General features: G+C 43.2%; 16 protein-coding genes. 12 read left to right on the forward strand and 4 right to left on the reverse strand.

Annotation, left to right across the window (positions count from 1 at the left end):
- The first annotated feature begins 3 nt into the window (after positions 1-3).
- Positions 4-1,797, forward strand: coding sequence for a pyruvate carboxylase subunit B (locus FN961_RS23210; protein WP_144042527.1), 1,794 nt, complete (start codon positions 4-6; stop codon positions 1,795-1,797).
- Between the two features lie 8 nt (positions 1,798-1,805).
- Positions 1,806-2,939: a sodium ion-translocating decarboxylase subunit beta gene (locus FN961_RS23215; protein ID WP_144042528.1), complete on the forward strand. Its 1,134-nt coding sequence runs from the start codon at positions 1,806-1,808 to the stop codon at positions 2,937-2,939.
- Positions 2,940-3,163: 224 nt separating this feature from the next.
- Here the strand turns inward: FN961_RS23215 and FN961_RS23220 are convergent, their stop codons facing one another.
- The gene (locus FN961_RS23220) at positions 3,164-4,993 is read right to left on the reverse strand and encodes an ABC transporter ATP-binding protein (RefSeq protein ID WP_144042529.1); all 1,830 of its coding nucleotides are present in this window, start codon (positions 4,991-4,993) and stop codon (positions 3,164-3,166) included.
- Positions 4,994-5,175: 182 nt separating this feature from the next.
- Between FN961_RS23220 and FN961_RS23225 the strand changes: the two genes are divergently transcribed.
- The 6 genes from FN961_RS23225 (at position 5,176) to sstT (ending at position 12,119) form a co-directional block, all read left to right on the forward strand.
- Positions 5,176-6,711, forward strand: coding sequence for a DNA-3-methyladenine glycosylase 2 family protein (locus FN961_RS23225; RefSeq protein ID WP_144042530.1), 1,536 nt, complete (start codon positions 5,176-5,178; stop codon positions 6,709-6,711).
- A complete protein-coding gene (locus FN961_RS23230) occupies positions 6,708-7,271 on the forward strand; it encodes a methylated-DNA--[protein]-cysteine S-methyltransferase (protein ID WP_229814792.1) in 564 nt (187 codons plus the stop codon). Before FN961_RS23225 ends, FN961_RS23230 begins: the two co-directional genes overlap by 4 nt.
- Positions 7,272-7,424: 153 nt before the next feature.
- Entirely contained in the window at positions 7,425-8,723 is a 1,299-nt protein-coding gene (locus FN961_RS23235) for a DEAD/DEAH box helicase (protein WP_144042532.1), read from the forward strand.
- A gap of 98 nt (positions 8,724-8,821) precedes the next feature.
- Positions 8,822-9,292: a dual specificity protein phosphatase family protein gene (locus tag FN961_RS23240; protein ID WP_144042533.1), complete on the forward strand. Its 471-nt coding sequence runs from the start codon at positions 8,822-8,824 to the stop codon at positions 9,290-9,292.
- Between the two features lie 331 nt (positions 9,293-9,623).
- Positions 9,624-10,526 (forward strand): chemotaxis protein CheV, encoded by a 903-nt coding sequence (locus FN961_RS23245; RefSeq protein WP_144042534.1) that lies wholly within the window; start codon positions 9,624-9,626, stop codon positions 10,524-10,526.
- Positions 10,527-10,889: 363 nt separating this feature from the next.
- Positions 10,890-12,119: a serine/threonine transporter SstT gene (gene sstT, locus FN961_RS23250; protein WP_144042535.1), complete on the forward strand. Its 1,230-nt coding sequence runs from the start codon at positions 10,890-10,892 to the stop codon at positions 12,117-12,119.
- Between the two features lie 84 nt (positions 12,120-12,203).
- Here the strand turns inward: sstT and FN961_RS23255 are convergent, their stop codons facing one another.
- Entirely contained in the window at positions 12,204-13,610 is a 1,407-nt protein-coding gene (locus tag FN961_RS23255) for a Gfo/Idh/MocA family oxidoreductase (RefSeq protein WP_144042536.1), read from the reverse strand.
- Between the two features lie 328 nt (positions 13,611-13,938).
- On the opposite strand from FN961_RS23255, the gene FN961_RS23260 reads away from it, so the two are divergent.
- Positions 13,939-14,340: a hypothetical protein gene (locus tag FN961_RS23260; RefSeq protein ID WP_144042537.1), complete on the forward strand. Its 402-nt coding sequence runs from the start codon at positions 13,939-13,941 to the stop codon at positions 14,338-14,340.
- 53 nt (positions 14,341-14,393) lie between these two features.
- Here the strand turns inward: FN961_RS23260 and FN961_RS23265 are convergent, their stop codons facing one another.
- Complete coding sequence (locus tag FN961_RS23265; protein WP_144042538.1) at positions 14,394-15,053, reverse strand: RluA family pseudouridine synthase; 660 nt, start codon at positions 15,051-15,053, stop codon at positions 14,394-14,396.
- 253 nt (positions 15,054-15,306) lie between these two features.
- Here FN961_RS23265 and FN961_RS23270 point away from each other — a divergent pair, with 253 nt between their 5' ends.
- Positions 15,307-17,067: an aryl-sulfate sulfotransferase gene (locus FN961_RS23270; RefSeq protein WP_144042539.1), complete on the forward strand. Its 1,761-nt coding sequence runs from the start codon at positions 15,307-15,309 to the stop codon at positions 17,065-17,067.
- Between the two features lie 63 nt (positions 17,068-17,130).
- Here the strand turns inward: FN961_RS23270 and FN961_RS23275 are convergent, their stop codons facing one another.
- Complete coding sequence (locus tag FN961_RS23275) at positions 17,131-17,733, reverse strand: acyl carrier protein phosphodiesterase (RefSeq protein WP_144042540.1); 603 nt, start codon at positions 17,731-17,733, stop codon at positions 17,131-17,133.
- A gap of 366 nt (positions 17,734-18,099) precedes the next feature.
- Here FN961_RS23275 and queA point away from each other — a divergent pair, with 366 nt between their 5' ends.
- The gene (gene queA / locus FN961_RS23280; RefSeq protein ID WP_144042548.1) at positions 18,100-19,137 is read left to right on the forward strand and encodes a tRNA preQ1(34) S-adenosylmethionine ribosyltransferase-isomerase QueA; all 1,038 of its coding nucleotides are present in this window, start codon (positions 18,100-18,102) and stop codon (positions 19,135-19,137) included.
- 171 nt (positions 19,138-19,308) lie between these two features.
- Complete coding sequence (gene tgt / locus FN961_RS23285) at positions 19,309-20,442, forward strand: tRNA guanosine(34) transglycosylase Tgt (RefSeq protein ID WP_144042541.1); 1,134 nt, start codon at positions 19,309-19,311, stop codon at positions 20,440-20,442.
- The last annotated feature ends 19 nt before the right edge of the window (positions 20,443-20,461 follow it).

A 20,461-nucleotide genomic window follows, 5' to 3' on the forward strand; every position in this document is an offset into this window, starting at 1 on the left:
ATCATGTCTAAGCGTCTAGCTCTTACCGACGTCGTTTTAAGGGATATCGACCAATCACCATTAACGGCTCATTTTAGTTTAGAAGATTTGTTACCTATCGCTGAGAAGTTGGACCAAATTGGGTTTTGGTCATTAGAAACATGGAGTGAGGCCACGTTTGATTCATGTATTCGCTATTTAGGAGAAGATCCTTGGCATCGAATTCGTGAGCTTAAAAAAGCGATGCCTAATACTCGTCAACAGATGGTGTTATCTGGCCAAAAATTACTTGGTTATCGTCACTATGCCGATGATGTTGTGACTAAGTTTGTTGAGCATGCACACCGCAGCGGTATTGATATATTTACTCTTTTCGATGGGATGAATGATGTTCGAAATTTAAAAGTGGCTGTTGAATCCGTCGTCAAGATTGGTGGCCATGCTCAGGGAGCAATTTGTTATACCAGTAGTCCAGCTCACAATCTTCAGATATGGCTCGACATGGCTAAAGGGTTAGAAGAGATGGGGTGCCACTCAATAGTCATTAAAGATATGGGGGGGGTGTTAAATCCGTTTGATGCTTATGAGTTAGTCTCAAGCCTTAAGAAAACAGTTAACTTACCCATTTCAATGCATTGTCAGGCTACGGCAAGCTTATCTACGGCTATTTATCAAAAAGCGATAGAAGCTGGAATCGACATCCTTAATACTTCTTGTTTTTCAATGAGTCATGCCTATGGGGACGCCGCCACTGGTACGCTTATCACAATGACTCAGGGCACTGAATATGAGACAGGGTTAGATCTAGCATTACTGGATGAGGTTGTTACTTATTTAGATGAAGTGAGCCAGAAATATAAACAATGTGAAGCTTCCTTCTGTGCAACAGATGTGCAGATTTTAATGTCAAAATTACCTGAATATATGTTAACTGATATTGATAATCAGCTTAAAGAACTCAGTGCTGGCCACATGATGAGTGACGTTTTACAAGAGATCCCTAGGGTACGTCAAGATTTAGGCTTTCCACCGTTAGTTGGTTCGTCATGGCAGGTTGTTGGTACTCAGGCAGTTCTGAATGTATTAACCGGTGAACGTTACAAGACCATAACCAAAGAAACGGTGGGGGTATTAAAAGGTGAATATGGTTCGACTGCTGGTGCTAAGAATGCTGAGCTACTCGCGCTTGTTTTAGATGGTACAGAGGAAATTGTCTGTCGTCCTGCGGATTTAATAGATGATGAATTTGAAACGTTAAAGACCGAACTAGAACACATTGCCAGAGATAAGAATATTTCGTTATCAGATCAAATCGAAGAGGATGTACTCACTTATGCACTGTTTCCGCAAATTGGACTTAAATTCTTAGAAAATCGCAACAATCCTGATGCTGATAAGCTCGCTGTTGATACCGAAATTGCTACTGTTACTGCTACTCCAGTCAGCCAAGCTGTGGGAGTTTCAGAAAATTATAGTGTTCGTGTGAATGGTGTGGTTTATCAAGTCGAAGTTGCATCTGGTGGAGCTATTAGCAATATCGATCCAGTTGTTGATTCAACACCTGCGATACCTCCCTCAGCCCCTGTACCCGTTGCTTCAGCAGGTGGGTCACCATTGGTTGCGCCACTGGCGGGTAATGTCTTCAAAGTGTTGGTTCAGCCTGGGCAACATGTCGCTGCGAATGATGTCATCATCATTATCGAAGCAATGAAAATGGAAGCTGAAGTTTGTGCTCTTAACAGTGGTGTTGTGAGTCAGATTCAAATCAAAGAGGGTGACAGCGTTACCGTTGGCGATATATTGATGACAATAGGGTAGAGGTTGTAATGGAAGGGTTACTTACACTATGGCACGACACTGGATTATATAATTTTCAGGTTGGTCAACTTATCATGATGTTTATTGGCGGGTTATTATTGTACCTAGCAATAAGTAAGCGTTACGAACCATTACTATTATTGCCTATTGGTTTTGGCGCTATCTTGGCTAATATCCCAATGGCTGGGTTTACTGAAGAAGGCGGACTTCTCTGGTATATCTATCATATCGGAATTGAAACCGGTGTATTTCCGTTGATTATTTTCATGGGCGTTGGTGCGTTGACTGATTTTGGGGCGTTAATCGCCAACCCCAAAGTGTTGCTCTTAGGCGCAGCAGCCCAGTTTGGTATTTTTTCGACCCTGTTCGGTGCGATAGCGTTAAATATGGTACCGGGATTTGAATTCAGCTTGAGTGATGCAGCAGCTATCGCCATTATTGGCGGCGCCGATGGTCCTACTGCCATTTTTCTGGCCTCGCGACTGGCGCCAGATTTATTAGGTGCAATTGCCGTTGCTGCCTATTCTTATATGGCATTGGTGCCCTTAATCCAACCACCTATTATGAAAGCGTTGACGACTCATGAAGAACGTTCAATTGTGATGGAACAGATGCGGCATGTGTCGAAGATAGAAAAAATAATCTTTCCCTTAATGGTCCTTGCCCTAACAGTGATGTTTTTACCTGCTGCGACGCCATTGGTCGGGATGTTCTGTCTTGGGAATATAATGCGAGAGTCAGGTGTCGTCGATCGCCTCAGCAACACAGCACAAAATGAATTGATAAACATAGTGACCATTTTTCTCGGGCTGGCTGTTGGCTCAAAGCTATCGGCTGAAAAATTTCTTAATCTTGAAACTTTGGGGATCCTTGCTCTCGGAGCCATAGCTTTCAGTATCGGTACGGCATCGGGCGTGATGATGGCTAAGTTGATGGGGCGTTTTTCTAGTTCCCCAATCAATCCATTGATCGGTGCCGCCGGTGTATCGGCAGTACCTATGGCGGCGCGCGTTGCTAATAAAGTTGGATTAGAGGCTAATCCACATAACTTCTTGTTAATGCATGCAATGGGGCCAAACGTTGCTGGCGTGCTCGGTTCTGCGGTGGCTGCTGGGATATTACTGGCAATCATTGGTGGATAAGACTTCAGTTGGTATTGGATTGAACCATGGTTAAGTCATTTTTGAACATGAGAAAAGTGCCATTGTGTCGCGAAAACTGGATGTTTAATGTGTAGAAATGACTCAGTGATGCCTTGATCTACTGCCGGTTACAGTATTCCACTTTTTCTCAGTGAAAAAACTGTAACCGGCTGGCAAAGGTTAAGATAAATAGCAGTCGTGGGCAGAGAAGATTGGGGCGATAATTAATCTACTCCCAAGAAGCCACCGGTTTGATGAGCCCAAAGTTGAGCGTAGATACCACCAGAAGCAATTAACTCTGCGTGGGTACCTTGTTCTACTACATTACCTTGATCTAACACGATCAATCTATCCATCGCGGCGATGGTCGATAGTCGATGTGCTATCGCGATGACTGTTTTGCCTTCCATTAACTGATACAAGCTTTGTTGAATAGCAGCTTCAACTTCAGAGTCCAGTGCCGATGTTGCTTCATCGAGTAATAGGATGGGGGCATTCTTTAAAAGTACTCGTGCGATGGCGATTCGTTGGCGTTGTCCACCAGAGAGTTTGACCCCACGTTCACCCACTTGGGCATCTAAGCCTTGATTACCTTCAGGATCGGTCAGTGATTGAATAAAATCATATGACTGAGAATGCTTAATTGCACTTTGAAGTTCCTCTTCGCTGGCATCTGGCTTACCGTAAAGAATATTTTCACGAATAGAGCGATGCAGCAGAGAAGTATCTTGAGTTACCATGCCAATATTGGCGCGTAATGAATCCTGCTGAACATGTTTAATATCTTGGCCATCGATTTCAATGGTGCCTTTTTCAACATCATAGAAACGCATCAACAAATTAACCAAGGTTGATTTGCCTGCTCCAGAACGACCCACTAAGCCAACCTTTTCGCCAGGTTTTATTTTGAGGTCAAGTTGCTCGATCACGCCGCTATTTTCACCATAGTGAAAGCTGACATGATTAAAATCGATCGCACCATGAGAGACCTCAAGGGCTTTGGCGTTATCAATATCTTGGATCTCTGTGGGTTTAGATAATGTCGTAATACCATCAGCAACAGTCCCTATGTTCTCAAATAATGAGCTTATCTCCCACATTATCCATTGAGACATGCCATTTAACCTGAGTGAAAGGCTGACAGCGATGGTGATTGCGCCAATCGTTATCGCGTGGTGACTCCATAGATATATTGAGATAGCGGCGATGGCAAAAACGAGTAAATAATTGATTATCTGTACGCTGACGTTAATCCCAGTGACGAGTCGCATCTGACGATATACGGTGTGCAGAAAGCTTTCCATGCTACCGCGTGCATATTCTGCTTCATTTTTTGTATGAGAGAACAGTTTGACCGTGGTGATATTGGTATAACTGTCGACCACTCTTCCGGTCATTGTCGAGCGAGCATCGGCTTGTGCCATCGATGCGGCTTTGAGCTTAGGGATAAAAAGAAATTGAATGCCAACGTATGCACACAACCAGATGATCATTGGTGCCATAAGACGAATATCAGCATTGGCAATCATGACTAACATCGTGATGAAATACACTAAAATGTAGACGAGCACATCGAGTATCTTGGTGACGGCTTCACGCACAGCGATGGAGGTTTGCATTACTTTCGTGGCAATTCGACCCGCAAAATCGTTCTGATAAAAAGAAACACTCTGTTTTAGTAAGTATCTATGGGCCAACCAACGGATCGACATGGGGTAGTTCCCCAATAAGCCTTGATAGACAATCAGTGCATGCAGTAATACCAGTGCTGGGATAACGACTAATACCAGTACTGTCATGCCGAGAAGTTTTAATCCCTCTTTTTCGAATAAGCTAGCAGGATCATGGGCAATTAATAGATCGACAAGCTGTCCCATAAAGCCAAATAATGACACTTCCAGTACCGCTAATATGGCAGTAATGATCGACATTAAGATCAGTGGCAGCTCAAATCCTTTGGTGTAAAAACGGCAGAAGGCGTATATGCCGGTAGGGGGTTGCTCTGGCTCCTGTGGGGGCAAAGCATCAATCCATGATTCAAAACGTTTGAACATCTAGGTACTCAATTTATGTCGTTATTTCTACGAGAGAAGGATGAGTTGTAGCATATCGTAAACATGTCTGTTTTGGGGGGATTATTTATTTTAAATTCAGTTCCGTTTTCCGCTAGTTCAATAGCAAAAATATGCGTAAAGTGATCGTAATTCGTTCGCTATTCCATATGTAAGGTTCATTAATGTGCACCAATTCTAGTAGACCTCTATCACACGAGTCCTGTCGTAGAGCAAGATTAGCCAGAGATCCACGTTTTGATGGGGTGTTCTTTACTGGAGTGTTGAGCACGGGGATTTTCTGCCGCTCAATCTGCCCAGCAGCTCCAGCAAAAGAGGAGAATGTGCGTTACTTTTTTTCTGCTATCAGTGCTGCAAATGCAGGGCTCAGACCCTGTTTACGTTGTCGACCCGACAGTGCGCCAGGCTCCTCGGCGTGGAAAGGAACGCAAACAACTGTTGATCGCGCCTTATCACTTATCGATGCAGGATACTTGTTTGGCGACAATGGAGGCTCTTTGGAATCATTAGCGGAAAAGCTTGGGATCACGAGTCGCTATTTGAGAAAATTGTTTTTAGAGAAAGTCGGTACCTCGCCTAATAAATACGCCCAATTTCGCCAATTGATGTTTGCTAAGCAATTGCTACATCAAACCGATCTGTCGATAACTCACGTTGGACTGGCCGCGGGATTCAGTAGTATCCGACGCTTTAATGAAGTCTTTCAGCAGACTTTAGCTTTAACACCGTCTGCTTTACGCAAGAAAAGAGGGACAAACATGAGTCAAGATAAGCATGAGCAGGGTGAGGTTTGTCTATCAATGCAACTGGCTTATCGGCCGCCCTTAAATTGGCAGAAGCAGTTAGATTTCTATCGACTAAGAATGGTCGAGGGGATGGAGTGGGACAATAAAGCTGAGGGTTATAGTCGCAGCTTTCAAATTGGTAATGTAAAAGGTTTTTTTGAAGCTGAGCATGACGAAGCTCATCACAGGTTTAATGTGACTATTCATTTAGCCGATACTCAAGCTTTGCCTGTGCTGAAAGAGGTGGTGACACAGATAAAGCGTGTATTGGATCTTGATGCTGACATGGCTCAAATTCAAACAAGTTTATCGTCAATCGACATTATCAATAATGCGATATTAGATGGATTAAGATTACCGGGTACTTGGAGCGCATTCGAAGCAGGATGCAGGGCTATTTTAGGTCAACAAGTCAGTGTTGTTCAGGCAACTAAGCTGTTAAATCTGATGGTAAACGCTAATGGTGAAGAGTTGACTCTCTCTGGCAGAGTAATACGTCTTTTCCCGACTCCTGATGCAATAGCGAACGCAAGTTTAGATGAACTCAAAATGCCTGGCGCGAGAAAGGCGGCACTTAATGCATTCGGGCAATTTGTGAGTGAACACCCACACGCGTCGGTTGATGACTGGATTAACATAAAGGGCATAGGCCCATGGACGGTGGCATACGCAAAAATGAGGGGCTTAAGCGATCCAAATATTTTGCTGTGTTCAGATTTGATTGTCAAAAAGAAGGTGCTTAAGCGTTATGAGGAGTTACATGGTACTACTGAGCACTTAGTTAAAAAATCAGCTAAAAATTCAACTGACAACATGCCCACTGCGATTAATTACAAGGCTGTTACCGAGCAATTAGAGAGCAATATTGCTCCTTGGGGCAGTTACTTAACCTTTCAATTATGGAATTTAGCATGACAGATATCATTCAAACTCAAGCGCCACTTTCATCTTTTACGGACGTGACCGATAAGACGTTACTCATTCCGGTAGCTGACAGATTGGTTCAAAGCCCCGTTGGAGTACTGCATATCAAGGCAAATCAATTTGGTATCAGTCACCTTGGCGTAGCTAAAGAGGACGCTGAACTAATTGAATGTGTGAAAGGGGAGATTGTTGAATCTGCTCAGTCACATTTGCAGCAGCTTGAGCGTGAATTAGCGGAATATTTTGACGGTGAGCGTCACTCATTTACCGTGCCACTGGCGCCGAAAGGAACAGAGTTTCAAACTCAAGTGTGGCAAGCCTTGATTGAGCTAGGTTATGGCAATACCTGTAGTTACGGTGATATTGCACAACAGATAGCACGCCCTAAAGCGGTGAGAGCGGTAGGCGCGGCTAATGGTGCCAATCCCATCGCGATTATTGTGCCTTGTCACCGTGTGATTGGAAAAAATGGCAAGCTGACTGGTTATGCTTATGGTCTCGGCATGAAGCAGCAGTTACTTACCTTGGAAGACCAAAATAGAAGGGGGTAAGCGTAAGCGGGGATCACAATTACGGGCGTTATGTCTGATAGGGGGATTTTGCAGACTTACGTCGACTTGGCGTGATCAGCAAAACCTCGCCAGCGGGATACAACTAGCGTAGAATACGCCTCATATTTTTTTAATGGCCTCACCTGTAAATCTATGACCCACGCACTCTCTTGTGAAACAACAAACAGCGCACGCTTTGACGAATTGGGCTTAATCCCCGAGCTACTTAAGCGGGTCACCGAACTTGAGTATTCAGCGCCCACTCAGATCCAGTCTCAAAGTATCCCTCTGGTACTGAAAGGAAGTGACCTTCTCGCTGGAGCGAATACGGGATCAGGTAAGACTGCTGCCTTTGCTTTACCCATCTTGCAGCATCTACATACCCAGACAAAGGCTGCTGCGAAAGGTAACTTTGTTCGCGCATTAGTGATAGTGCCAACTCGAGAACTTGCACAACAGGTGGCGACAAGTTTTAAAAGTTATGCTCAGTGTTTAACACCAAGAGTAAAAATCGAGGCTGTATTTGGTGGTGTTTCTGCAAACACACAAATGCTAGCACTGCGTGGTGGTGCTGACGTACTTGTCGCAACGCCTGGACGTTTATTGGATCTGTTATCAAGTAACGCTATTAAGTTATCGCAAGTCACTCACTTAGTGCTCGATGAAGCTGATCGCATGTTAAGCCTTGGCTTTACCGATGAGTTAGGGGAGATCTTAGCTTTACTGCCAAAGCGTAAACAAACGCTACTTTTCTCTGCCACCTTTCCTGAAGAAGTCAAAGAGCTTACTGATGCACTGTTATCATCGCCTGTAGAGATTCAACTGCAGAGCGAAGAGGAAAGTACGTTACGCCAACAGGTTTATACGGTAAATAAAAGCCGTAAAACAGCATTGTTAGGCCATTTGATTAAAGAGAATAATTGGCGTCAAGTACTCGTATTCGCAAGTGCTAAAAACACCTGTAATCGTCTAGAGCAAAAACTGGGCAAATTGGGTATTACAGCACAAGTCTTTCACAGTGATAAATCTCAAGGGAGCAGAACACGTGTTCTCGAGGGATTTAAAAATGGTGAGATAAGTGTACTTATCGCCACTGATATCGCTGCGCGTGGTATTGATATCGAAAAACTTCCCGTTGTTATCAATTATGAATTGCCGAGAAGTCCTGTTGATTATATGCACCGCATCGGACGTAGTGGACGAGCTGGTGAAGCTGGTTTAGCGTTATCTTTAATCTCACATCATGAATATCAACACTTTAAGTTGATTGAGAAAAAGAACAAGCTCAGTTTGGAATGGGAACAGATTGCCGATTTTGAAGCTGATGACGAAGCTCCTTTAGATTGCCCATCAAGAGAGATTAAAGCGGTGGCAGCGCCTGAAGGCATGGGAAAGAAAAAGCGTAAAAAATTACCTCAAGCTAATGCTGACTTATGGGGTAAAAAGTCCTGAATAGGCATTAGGGTAGAGCTATTGCGTGATCATCATTTACTGATATCACGCTGCTAAATTTCAATTATTGTTAATTAATGTGTAAATAGGTAGTAATAATGCAGCATCTATTTTGGTTAGTCGAAGACAAGATTGCTGGACGCAGTGGACCAAACAAGGAAGTGTGGGATCTGAATGAAATTAAACGTTCAGGTATAGGCGCCTTACTCTCAGTTAATGGTGGTGAAGATTGCGATTTAGCTGAGATTGAAGCAGCTCAGTTGGTTTATGCATGTATTCCATTTTCGAGTAATATCCCACCTAAAGAAGAAGATTTAGGGCTTTGTGTAGAGCAGTTGCCAAAGGCGTTGGCCTTTATTCGTGATTGTGAAGCGAAAGGGTTACCTGTTTTAATCCATTGCCGCTCAGGTAAGGATAGAACCGCTCTATTGATGGCTTACTATTTGATGGAGAATGGCGCAGCGCCGTTGCATGCTGTGAGTCAAGTTCGTGCAGTGAGAGATATTGCATTCAGTGCTGAAGGTTGGGATCAATTTGCCTTTGACGTGTTGTACGCACTACAAGATTAAACTTGTTTTACATTGAAACTGAGCAGATTTGCTTATTTTAGGGCTTTATTTGATTAAGGTCCTAAATATTCCAACTACCTTTGAGCTAGATTGCTCGGTTTAAAACACAGAATATTCGTTTAATATAGTTAATCCCCCCTTCGTTTTACTCTGCTATTTTCCATCTGTTTTGGTCATCTAAATCCACTGGGTTTGAGTCATTTTTTTCGCTTAATCCTATATATAATCAAAATCTTAATCTAGGTTGAGCATTCTTTTTGAAATCGAGATATTTTTTCATGATTTATGGTTATACTTCATATTATTATAGTCATCAGAAATTGGTACCCTAATGAAGAGTAAGGCTACCCAGTCACAAGGGTTGTTACTTTTTAGATTGTCTCACAGACAACTGTTTGCTGTGGGGACGCTAAAGGTGCGTGAACTTGTACCTTACACTCCGCTCAATGCAATTCCTCATTCTCATCCAACCATTTTGGGTGCAGCCACGATTAGGGGCAACACGATTCCTGTTATCGATATGGCAGCCGCAGTTGGCTACAAAGGGCTGTTAAAAGAAGAGTTAGCTAAAAGCTACATAGTGGTCACCGATTGTCAGCGTATGGTGATAGGTTTTTTGGTTCGCAGTATTGATAAAATTATTGAGTGTAATTGGAGAGACATAGAATCTCCGCCAAATAACTTAGGTCCTAATGCTTATTTGACCGGGGTGACACGTTTTGAAGATGGTTTAGTGCAACTTCTTGATGTTGAGTTACTCCTTTCAAAAGTGTTTCCTGCAAGTCCTGAGACCAGCCGCCCAATTTTAACCGATGTGCAGCGAGAAAAGCTTAAACCTCTAAGAATACTCTTAGTCGATGATTCTAAAGTGGCGCGTAAGCAACTATCTGATGCACTTGATAGAATCAATATCCCCTACCAAGTTACGTCAGACGGGCATGATGCACTCGCGATAATGAAAGCGGCTGCTGAAAATCACGAGCCAATAGACATGTTGGTTAGCGATATTGAGATGCCAGGTTTAGACGGTTATGAGCTGGCGTTTGAGGTGAAAAATACCCCAGCCTTGGCAAAAGCGTACATCATACTGCATACATCACTATCAAGTGAGATAAGCGTAGGTCAAGCTCAGCAAGTCGGGGCTAATGAAGCGTTAGAGAAGTTCGATGCGCATGAACTGATCAGTGCCATGCTGCGCGGAGCTGATTGTATCAACCTCGCTGAATCCAGCTGATATTCATCGTATGTGGAATCGTGTTTTTGCAATGTCACATGCAGTTGTTCTACGCAAGAATACGTGTGGTAGCAATGGTATTGTAGGGCGAATATCCTGACCTTATCTACTGAGATTTAAATTCCCGCCGCAAGATCACAAAACTCGCCGAAATCCTATACCAAGGTAAAAGTTAGCACCTTGATACTTTAATGCTATTGATAGGTAATATTGTCGCCTATTTGTGATCTATGACTAGACATATGAAGCCAGTTTAGTTACAACTTCTGATTAAAGAAAATTAACCTATTCAGTTAGCGTCACTTCCCCGTTTATAGGGTGTGATTGTTAATCATCATAACTATAAGAGTGACAGGCTACTTCATGAAGCAAAATCAATCTTTATTGGCCAGACTGGCTAATGGCAGCTTAGTGCTGCAGATCCTATTTGGGATTATCGCGGGTGTTATTGTTGCCACTTTTTCTGAAGGTACAGCGAAAAATGTCGCGTTTTTAGGAGAGTTATTTGTTGGTGCATTAAAAGCTATTGCACCGATTTTAGTTTTTATCTTAGTTGCAGCATCGATTGCGAATCAAAAGAAAAACGCTAAAACGAATATGCGCCCAATTGTTATTCTTTATCTGTTTGGCACGTTCTCGGCAGCAGTGACAGCTGTATTGATGAGTTTTGCATTTCCTACTACGCTGGCATTGTCACTGGATGCTGCGCAGGCATCACCACCAGAGGGTATTGGTGAGGTTATTCATACCTTGCTATTCCAGCTTGTTGATAACCCAGTTAATGCGGTAATGACAGGTAATTATATTGGTATTTTGGCTTGGGGTGTTGGTCTTGGTTTAGCCTTACATCATGCAACCGATTCAACTAAGCAAGTGTTTGCAGATGTGAGTCATGGTATCTCTCAAATGGTGCGTTTTATCATTCGGTTAGCACCAATAGGTATTTTTGGTCTAGTGGCTGCAACATTTGCAACTACCGGTTTTGCTGCCATTGCAGGTTACATGCACTTATTGTTAGTACTGTTAGGCGCAATGGCAATTATGGCATTAATTATTAACCCAGCTATCGTGTTCTTTAAAATACGTCGCAATCCATACCCATTAGTGTTCACTTGTATTCGTGAAAGTGGTGTAACAGCGTTCTTTACTCGTTCAAGTGCTGCAAATATCCCAGTCAACATGGCATTGTGTGAAAAGCTGAAACTGCATGAAGATACTTATTCTGTGTCGATTCCGCTAGGGGCTACAATCAACATGGGTGGCGCGGCGATCACTATTACTATCTTAACGTTAGCAGCAGCTAACACCATGGGTATTGAAGTCGATATTTTGACAGCGATTTTATTAAGTGTGGTTGCGGGTGTGTCTGCATGTGGTGCTTCAGGTGTTGCTGGCGGCTCATTGCTTTTGATCCCACTAGCTTGTAGCCTATTTGGTATTTCAAATGATGTTGCTATGCAAGTGGTTGCTGTTGGTTTTATTATTGGTGTGATTCAAGATTCAGCCGAAACAGGCCTGAACAGTTCAACTGACGTGATATTTACAGCGGCAGCATGTGAAGCTGCTGAAAGAAAAGAAAACGCTGGAACGTAAATTTTCATCGTTAATACTGCTCAATAAAAATGCCTAACACTGAAAAGTGCTAGGCATTTTTTTATCCCGTCATGTCCAAGGGAATTAAGCCCCAACGATCCCTAGTGGCTTACCTGTCTTCCAGGCGCCGCGGGTAAAATCAGGGAAAGTGACAGAGTTGCTTCGGTTATTGACGGACTCTTCGCTTAAAATATTGACCACAGACCAAGCTGCTCCATCATATACATCTTGATCTAATGCTTCACCATTGCGTAAGCAGTAAACCATGCGCCATAACATTAAAAAGTCCATGCCACCATGACCGCCATTTCTCTCCGCTTCTTGGCCCATCTGCTGCCAAAGCGGATGATCATATTTGTCGTACCATCTCGTCATGTCCATGTCCCAGCGATGGAAGCTTTCAGCACTGGCTTGCTCACCTTGGTTAAAGGGTGATTGTTCTAAGGCTATTCTATTGGGAAAGCCTGCAAACACGCCGTTTGTTCCTTGAATTAAGTTATGGCGGCTGTAGGGTCTAGGTGTCGTCGTATCATGCTGAACCATGATAGTGCGACCTTTTACCGTTTTAATTAAACTGGTATTCATATCACCATTAACAAATTCAAGTTGATTACGTTCATGATCAGCCGGAAATTCACGTTGAGCATACAGTGCCCGCCCAAGCGCGGGAGAACTCATTGAGGTGAGGTAATCGAAACGATCGCCGCGATTGATGTTCATATACTGGGACACAGGACCTAAGCCGTGTGTCGGATATAAGTTACCGTTACGTTTAGTGTGCCAATGGGTGCGCCATGAGCCTGTTTTATGATCAAGCTCTTTCATCTGCCAACGCAGTTCGTGGATATAGGCAGCTTCACCGTGCAGCAGATCACCGAACACACCTTGGCGAACCATGTTTAATACCATCAGTTCATCACGGCCGTAATTGACGTTTTCCATCATCATGCAATTTTTTTGAGTTCGCTCGGCAGTGTCGACGATTTGCCAGCACTCTTCGACACTCATGGCTAAAGGCACTTCAACGAAGGCATGCTTACCATTTTCCATGGTATCAATGCCCATCGGTGCATGCCATTCCCAAGGCGTTGAGATAATAACGATATCGATGTCATCACGCTTAAGCATCTCTTGGTAGGCATGTTCACTGCCTGTATATGCGGTGGGTTTAGGTAAATCTTGCTCAACGACAAATTCGATTGCTCTGTCTAGTACCGTTTGATGCGTATCACAGATGGCCTTGATTTCGACGCCATCAAGGTGGCAGAAGTGCTTCACATGCCCATATCCACGTTGGCCGACACCGATAAAACCGACTCTAACAATGTCTAACTTTGGAGATACCAGCCCCATGACACTTTTACCAAGATGAGGTTTTGGTGGCATTTTAACTGTTTTTGCTGATGTAGGGAGGGCTAAACCTGCAGTGACAAGACTGGCTGTTGTTATACCGGCAGCTTTTAAAAAAGTGCGGCGATTATAGTTTTTCATAGTCTTCCTAGGGAACAAGTAGTTGTTAATTTTGACTAATTTAATTAACAAAAATGATAATAGTTAGCTGCTTTATGATTATTATTTTACCAATATCAGTTATATCAAATTTTAGCACTTGAGTTTGAGCATTTTCTACTCATCCGATGGGTTAGGTCATTTGGTTTGTGTTATTCAAAATAATGCATATAAAGTGATTTAGTTCGCGGTTTTCTTTTACTTTTGCGATACACTTTATTACATTAAGTTTATTCAATTCTTTATTTTCCTATAAGACGTAAGCGTTACAAGTGATTAGCATTTGTGGCGTCAATGGGGTGAAACAACAATGGTGTCAGCGACTGCAGTCAAATCGGAATCAAGTTTTAAAGTCCAGAATAGTGAATTACTCAAAGTGATTAAAATGTCAGTTGTCGAGAAAAGACAACGCCTAGGTTGGCAGGCTAATGAGGCTGAAAAACGTGATATTGTCGGTCGTTGGGTTGATGAACGTAACGGTGTTGAAGATAAAATCACGCTCTATCGAGAAGACGATAAGATTTTTCTGGAAACCTGGTACAACGATGGATGTCACAGTTTAGATGAGGTTCAAACAACATCGACCACTGAAGGGTTAAAACTTGAGGATATCGGTGGCAATATCTTTGGTGAGTATTTTCTTTTGTCGGATGGAAAAAACCTGCAGTTTTGTGATTCCTCCAGCTGTTTTTATACGGCTAAATCGGTTTAATAAAGTTAATCGCTAGAGTATTGATTTTAAACACTCTAGCGATTACAGATTTACTAATCAGTAAAAGGGTGTTTACTGGTAAAGGTTAAGCTTTTCCCTGAATAGGGATGAGTGATACTCAGTGACATCGCATGCAGACAAAGTCTGTGAGACGCTTCTATCAATTCCTCATCGCCATAAAAATCATCCCCTAAAATAGGATGCCCTATTGCTAGCATATGCAATCTGAGTTGATGAGTTCGTCCCGTGACCGGATTTAGCTCAACTAAAGTGCTATTCTCTCGATGCTCTAGCACTTTGAAATAGGTTTTAGATGGTTTGCCATCTTGCGCTATTTTTTGTAAAGGAGGGCGTTCACTATCGGCCTTCATGGCTAATTCAATGACCCCTTCCTCGGTTTTTAACTTTCCTTGTACCTCGGCAATATAGGTCTTTTTACTCAATCTATTTTGAAATTGTGTTTTTATATTTGATTCAGCTTTTTTATTGAGTGCAAATACCATGATGCCGGAGGTGGCACAATCTAAACGATGAACCAAGATCGCTTCAGGGTAACGCTGCAATAAACGGGTTAATGCACAATCGAATGTATTTTCAGCCCGACCTGGATTTGAAAGCAAGCCCGAAGGTTTATTAATAACAATCATGTCTCGGTCTTGATATCGAATATCTAACCAAGGTATTGAGGGTGGGGTATAAGTGAATATCTGCATGAGTTCTCCTGTTGCGAGGCGATACTAGCAAATATGAGTGTTGATTAATATCCATAATAACGTCCGTTTATCGGATATTTAAGCTGGAATAGGTGCGGGAAATCACACTTACTTCAGCTTTTATCTTTGAGGATCATTTTTTGTGAGTTTGCTATAAGCACTAAACGTAGTGAACTGGTATTTTCCATCGCAAATCTTAGCAAGACTGACTTCTGCTAATGCACCGACTCTGTTTATTATTTTGGAAAGCTTAATGAATGTAAAACGCTTAGCTATCTGTATTTTGCTTGCTTCAGGCGCCATGTTATCGAGTGTTTCCCAACCCGCTTTTGCAGGTGGTGATCTTCCAGGGACCTCTTCATCTGCGGTTGCTCAGGGTCAATTAGGGTTTGTGTATGTCGACCCTTATAAATTTAGCCCTTTGGTTGCCTTGATTGATCTGGGGGGGAAGCAGATCTCCGATGTGGCGGTTGTGGTCAAGGGGAAGGGCGATAAAGGGATCGATATCACTTATCAAGTGGGGCAGACTCAATTGAATACCCATGATGGTATTCCGATTTTTGGGCTTTACCCTGATACATTAAACACTGTCGATGTCGAATATACGCATGCTGGGAAGCATGTTGAGGAAACCTATAGGATCAGAACCAGTGCGTTACCTCAAATACACATAGATGGGCAGGACCGCAGCCAATATGAGTATGAAGTTGTCACCGCAAAACAGGGGTTTGAAGACCGATTCTATCTGGTTGATGGTCAGGTCATTCCACCAAACGTGCGGGATCACTGGGACTGGCATCCAACTCAAAATATCATCGACACCAATGGTGATGTGCGATGGCACATTGATGCCAGTGTTATTTATGACAGGCCAGGTGGCTCTATGTCATTTAAGCAAACATCAGATGGCAAGTTGATATTTGGTCAGGGATTGATGTTTGAGCAACACCCAGGTTTTAATGCTGCTTATTACGCTAAATATGACTTTATTGGTAAGCCAATATTAAAACGGGCTTTACCTCGTGGCTTCATTGGTTTTTCACACGAAATTACTGAAATGCCTAATGGCCACCTTTTGTTGCGCGTGGGCAAACGGGATTATGTAACACGAGACGGGCTTAAGGTTGATACGGTTAGAGACCATGTGATCGAGGTCGATGCCAATGGCGATGTCGTTAAGGTGTGGGATTTTAATCAAATATTAAATCCTTTGCGGGACATGGTACTTAAGTCGCTTGATATGGGAGCTGTGTGTCTTAATGTTGATGTGAGTCAAGCTGGGAAAACCAAGAGCGTAGGGCAGCTGGCTAATGAGCCCTTTGGTGATGTCGCAGGTGTGGGAACGGGCCGAAACTGGCTCCATATTAACTCTATTGGCTATGACAGCAACGACGACAGCATCATCATCAGTAGCCGCCATCAATCAGCAGTGATAAAAGTCGGGCGGGATAACGAGGTTAAATGGATTTTAGGTACGCCAGCAGGTTGGGAAGGGGAGTTGGCGAGCAAAGTGTTAACTCCAGTAGATAAGCAAGGTTTAGCGCTCAGTTGCGATGACAGTGGCTGTGAAGGAGAGTTTGATTGGAGCTGGACTCAACACACTGCTTGGCCTGTTAACGAGCGCGGCACGGTGACGGTATTTGATAATGGTGATGGTCGTGGGCTCAAACAGCCTTTCTTTGCCAATGATAAATACTCTCGTGGGGTTGAATATCGAGTTGATATGAACAGGATGACAGTAGAGCAGGTTTGGGAGTATGGCAAAGCACGTGGTTATGAATGGTACAGTCCTATTACATCAATCACTCAGTGGCAAAGCGATCATCAAACCATGTTTATGGCATCCGCATCCGCAGGGTTGCTAGAAGGGGATAAAGCCCCAGAGCACTGGATAACGGAAGTCGACCCTGAGACGAACGAGGTAAAGGTGGAGATTAAGGTGAAAACCTTAACCAAACATGAGCCGGGTTATCGAAGCACTGTCGTGCATCCAGATAGAATGTTTAATCAATAGAGATGGTATTCAGCTTGCTGTGAAATATGAACCTAGCCAATGGTTAGGCTCATATTTTATTCTTTATTCTACAGTGAGGTATTCTGCTGGTGTCTGTCTTGCCCAGATCCGGCTGTATGCCATCAGTTGAGGGTAAAAGGTTCTAAAGGCTATCTCTACTTCAATATCTAAGGTTTCGACGGCTTTCGTCGCTCCGTTAAATATCTCAGGTTTCGAAACTCTGTTAGCGACAGACTCAATGGTTTTATTGAGGCCTTGTCGATGTTGATAGGCCGTCAGCCAATTCTCACTGCGGATTTTAGGTGCGATCTGCTGTAAAGCTTCTGGCAGTTGTTCGCACGCTTCTATTTGATCGTATGCGTAAGTTGAAAACACCTGCAAACTGTCGTTGTGATACTCATCCCAGTACTTGGCTAACATATGATCGAATGCGAGATCGATTAAGATGGGCGCCGCTCGTCTCAGTGACGTTGGAAATTTAGTTAGCAGCTCTTTGGTTATTTCATGGCTATCGGTTAGCTGGTCTATCTGTCTGTGTAACCAAATCCCTTGTTGCAGATGCTTAGGATGATCGGCAATATTTCCTTTAGCGAAATCTCCCGCTAAATTGGCCGCTAGGCTGGTATTACAGTTATCGGCTAGGTGAAGGTGTGCAAGAAAGTTCATAGCTGTTCTGTAGATGTTCTAAGTTGAAAACGCGAATTTCACGGTATCATGCGCGCAGATGCTAAGATAGGCCTGAATAGATTTAAATGCTGGCTTTGTTCTTTCTCAAGGATTGTCCCCTCAAGGTTATTTTCTTATCCAATATCACTTTATAAGTTCAAGGATGATGAGTTTGTCTCAAGAAAGGCGCTTAAGGTAAGTGTGTAGAGATTATCTTTCTTTCGAATAGCATCGTTATCGAAGGGGAAATGTCGATATAAAATCCAATAATGGCACTGAAGAGGATAAAACCGCTCACTGATTGTTGATCTTATGCTGCTCTGCCAATAAACTAGCGCCCGATTTATGTTAAAGCAGAGACTAACCATGCGCGTTACCGATTTTTCTTTTGAACTTCCCGATGAGCTGATCGCTCGCTATCCTATGGCTGAACGAACGTCGTCTCGCTTACTCTCTTTAGAAGGTAACAGTGGCCAGTTAGGTGATCAACAGTTCACCGATATTCTAGATATGGTTAACCCCGGTGATCTAATGGTGTTTAATAACACGCGCGTGATCCCAGCCCGACTCTTCGGTCAAAAAGAAACTGGCGGTAAGCTTGAAGTGCTTGTTGAGCGCATGCTTGACGATAAACGCATCTTGGCCCATGTCAGAAGCTCAAAGTCACCTAAAGTAGATTCAAAGATTTGTTTAGATGGCGGCTACCAAATGACCATGCTTGCTCGTCATGACGCTCTGTTTGAACTTGAGCTTAACGATGACAAGAGCATTCTTGAAGTCTTAGAAGAGGTGGGTCATATGCCTCTTCCTCCTTATATCGACCGCCCCGATGAAGACGCAGATAAAGAACGTTATCAAACCGTTTATAACAACACGCCAGGTGCGGTTGCTGCACCAACGGCAGGGTTGCATTTTGATGATGAATTGCTACTGAAATTAAAAGAGAAAGGTGTTGATACTGCGTTTGTCACTTTGCATGTGGGCGCGGGAACTTTTCAGCCAGTTAAAGTCGATGACATCCTTGATCATAAGATGCATTCAGAGTGGGCAGAGGTTTCTCAAGAGGTTGTCGATAAAGTCGCCAATACTAAAGCTGCTGGTGGCAGAGTGATTGCTGTCGGTACTACATCTGTTCGCTCGTTAGAGAGTGCAGCTAGAGCAAGTGAAGCAGAGCTGCAAGCATTTTGCGGTGATACTGATATCTTTATCTACCCCGGTTATCAGTTTCAAGTAGTTGATGCCATGGTGACCAATTTCCACCTTCCTGAATCAACCTTGATCATGTTGCTGAGTGCTTTTGCTGGTTTTGATGAGGTAAAAAACGCCTATCAGCATGCGATTGCTCAAAAATACCGCTTCTTTAGCTATGGTGATGCCATGTTTGTGACTAAAAAAGCGAACTAATACTGAAATTTGGTTTAAAATACCCACCCACTTAAAGCGGTGGGTTTTTTTTAACTGCCTTTTTAGGATTAAGGGTTGATCCTCAATAGTTTGCCCTTATCTCTTATGTTTACTTCGGCTCGGTATTAAATACGAGTTTATGTCAGACTGTTTTTCTGGCGAGGATATAAAATGAAATTTGAATTAGATACAACTGATGGACGCGCACGTCGCGGACGTTTGATATTTGACCGTGGTACGGTCGAGACTCCTGCATTCATGCCTGTTGGTACTTACGGTACCGTGAAAGGGATGACGCCAGAAGAAGTGCGTGAAACCGGCGCCGATATCCTACTGGGTAATACTTTCCATTTATGGCTTCGCCCAGGCGAAGAGATCATGCGTAAGCATGGCGATCTGCATGACTTTATGAATTGGCAGCGTCCTATTCTTACCGATTCAGGCGGGTTTCAGGTATTCAGCTTAGGCGATATCCGTAAAATCACTGAAGCGGGTGTTCATTTCCGTTCGCCGATCAATGGTGAGAAAATCTTCCTAGATCCTGAAAAATCTATCCAGATCCAAAACTCATTGGGCAGTGATGTGGTGATGATTTTTGACGAATGTACGCCTTATCCTGCGACAGAAGATGAAGCGCGTAAATCAATGCAGATGTCATTGCGTTGGGCTCAACGTTCACGTGACGAGTTCGATAGACTTGAAAATCCAAACTCGCTGTTTGGTATTATTCAAGGTGGCGTGTATGAAGACCTGCGTGATGAAAGCCTTAACGGCTTAGTCAATATTGGTTTCGACGGTTATGCCGTTGGCGGTTTGGCGGTAGGTGAGCCTAAAGAAGACATGCATCGTATTCTTGAGCATGTTTGCCCACAGATCCCAAATGACAAACCAAGATACTTGATGGGGGTTGGTAAGCCGGAAGATTTAGTTGAAGGCGTTCGACGTGGTGTTGACATGTTTGATTGTGTTATGCCAACTCGTAATGCTCGAAATGGTCATCTGTTTACCAGTGAAGGTGTTATCAAGATACGTAATGCACGTCATCGTGATGATACAGCAACACTCGATGATAAGTGTGACTGTTATACCTGTAAGAACTATTCACGGGCGTATTTGTACCACTTAGATCGTTGTAATGAAATTTTGGGTGCTCGTTTAAACACCATTCACAACCTTAGGTACTACCAAAGATTGATGGAAGGTTTGCGCGGCGCTATCGAGACAGGTACATTAGAGGCCTTTGTTGAGGAGTTCTATACCAGTCAAGGTCGCGAAGTCCCTGAAGTTCCAGAATTAATCGTTTAATTTTTACACTTAAATATAA

The sequence above is a fragment of the Shewanella hanedai genome, from assembly GCF_007197645.1.
In the GTDB taxonomy this organism is placed as follows: domain Bacteria; phylum Pseudomonadota; class Gammaproteobacteria; order Enterobacterales; family Shewanellaceae; genus Shewanella; species Shewanella hanedai.

What these genes read in the sequence shown, in the direction of transcription:
- FN961_RS23210 (WP_144042527.1), top strand. Translation starts at nt 4, where the DNA reads ATGTCTAAGCGTCTAGCTCTTACCGACGTCGTTTTAAGGGATATCGAC.
- FN961_RS23215 (WP_144042528.1), top strand. Translation starts at nt 1,806, where the DNA reads ATGGAAGGGTTACTTACACTATGGCACGACACTGGATTATATAATTTT.
- FN961_RS23220 (WP_144042529.1), bottom strand. Translation starts at nt 4,993, where the DNA reads ATGTTCAAACGTTTTGAATCATGGATTGATGCTTTGCCCCCACAGGAG.
- FN961_RS23225 (WP_144042530.1), top strand. Translation starts at nt 5,176, where the DNA reads ATGTGCACCAATTCTAGTAGACCTCTATCACACGAGTCCTGTCGTAGA.
- FN961_RS23230 (WP_229814792.1), top strand. Translation starts at nt 6,708, where the DNA reads ATGACAGATATCATTCAAACTCAAGCGCCACTTTCATCTTTTACGGAC.
- FN961_RS23235 (WP_144042532.1), top strand. Translation starts at nt 7,425, where the DNA reads ATGACCCACGCACTCTCTTGTGAAACAACAAACAGCGCACGCTTTGAC.
- FN961_RS23240 (WP_144042533.1), top strand. Translation starts at nt 8,822, where the DNA reads ATGCAGCATCTATTTTGGTTAGTCGAAGACAAGATTGCTGGACGCAGT.
- FN961_RS23245 (WP_144042534.1), top strand. Translation starts at nt 9,624, where the DNA reads ATGAAGAGTAAGGCTACCCAGTCACAAGGGTTGTTACTTTTTAGATTG.
- sstT (WP_144042535.1), top strand. Translation starts at nt 10,890, where the DNA reads ATGAAGCAAAATCAATCTTTATTGGCCAGACTGGCTAATGGCAGCTTA.
- FN961_RS23255 (WP_144042536.1), bottom strand. Translation starts at nt 13,610, where the DNA reads ATGAAAAACTATAATCGCCGCACTTTTTTAAAAGCTGCCGGTATAACA.
- FN961_RS23260 (WP_144042537.1), top strand. Translation starts at nt 13,939, where the DNA reads ATGGTGTCAGCGACTGCAGTCAAATCGGAATCAAGTTTTAAAGTCCAG.
- FN961_RS23265 (WP_144042538.1), bottom strand. Translation starts at nt 15,053, where the DNA reads ATGCAGATATTCACTTATACCCCACCCTCAATACCTTGGTTAGATATT.
- FN961_RS23270 (WP_144042539.1), top strand. Translation starts at nt 15,307, where the DNA reads ATGAATGTAAAACGCTTAGCTATCTGTATTTTGCTTGCTTCAGGCGCC.
- FN961_RS23275 (WP_144042540.1), bottom strand. Translation starts at nt 17,733, where the DNA reads ATGAACTTTCTTGCACACCTTCACCTAGCCGATAACTGTAATACCAGC.
- queA (WP_144042548.1), top strand. Translation starts at nt 18,100, where the DNA reads ATGCGCGTTACCGATTTTTCTTTTGAACTTCCCGATGAGCTGATCGCT.
- tgt (WP_144042541.1), top strand. Translation starts at nt 19,309, where the DNA reads ATGAAATTTGAATTAGATACAACTGATGGACGCGCACGTCGCGGACGT.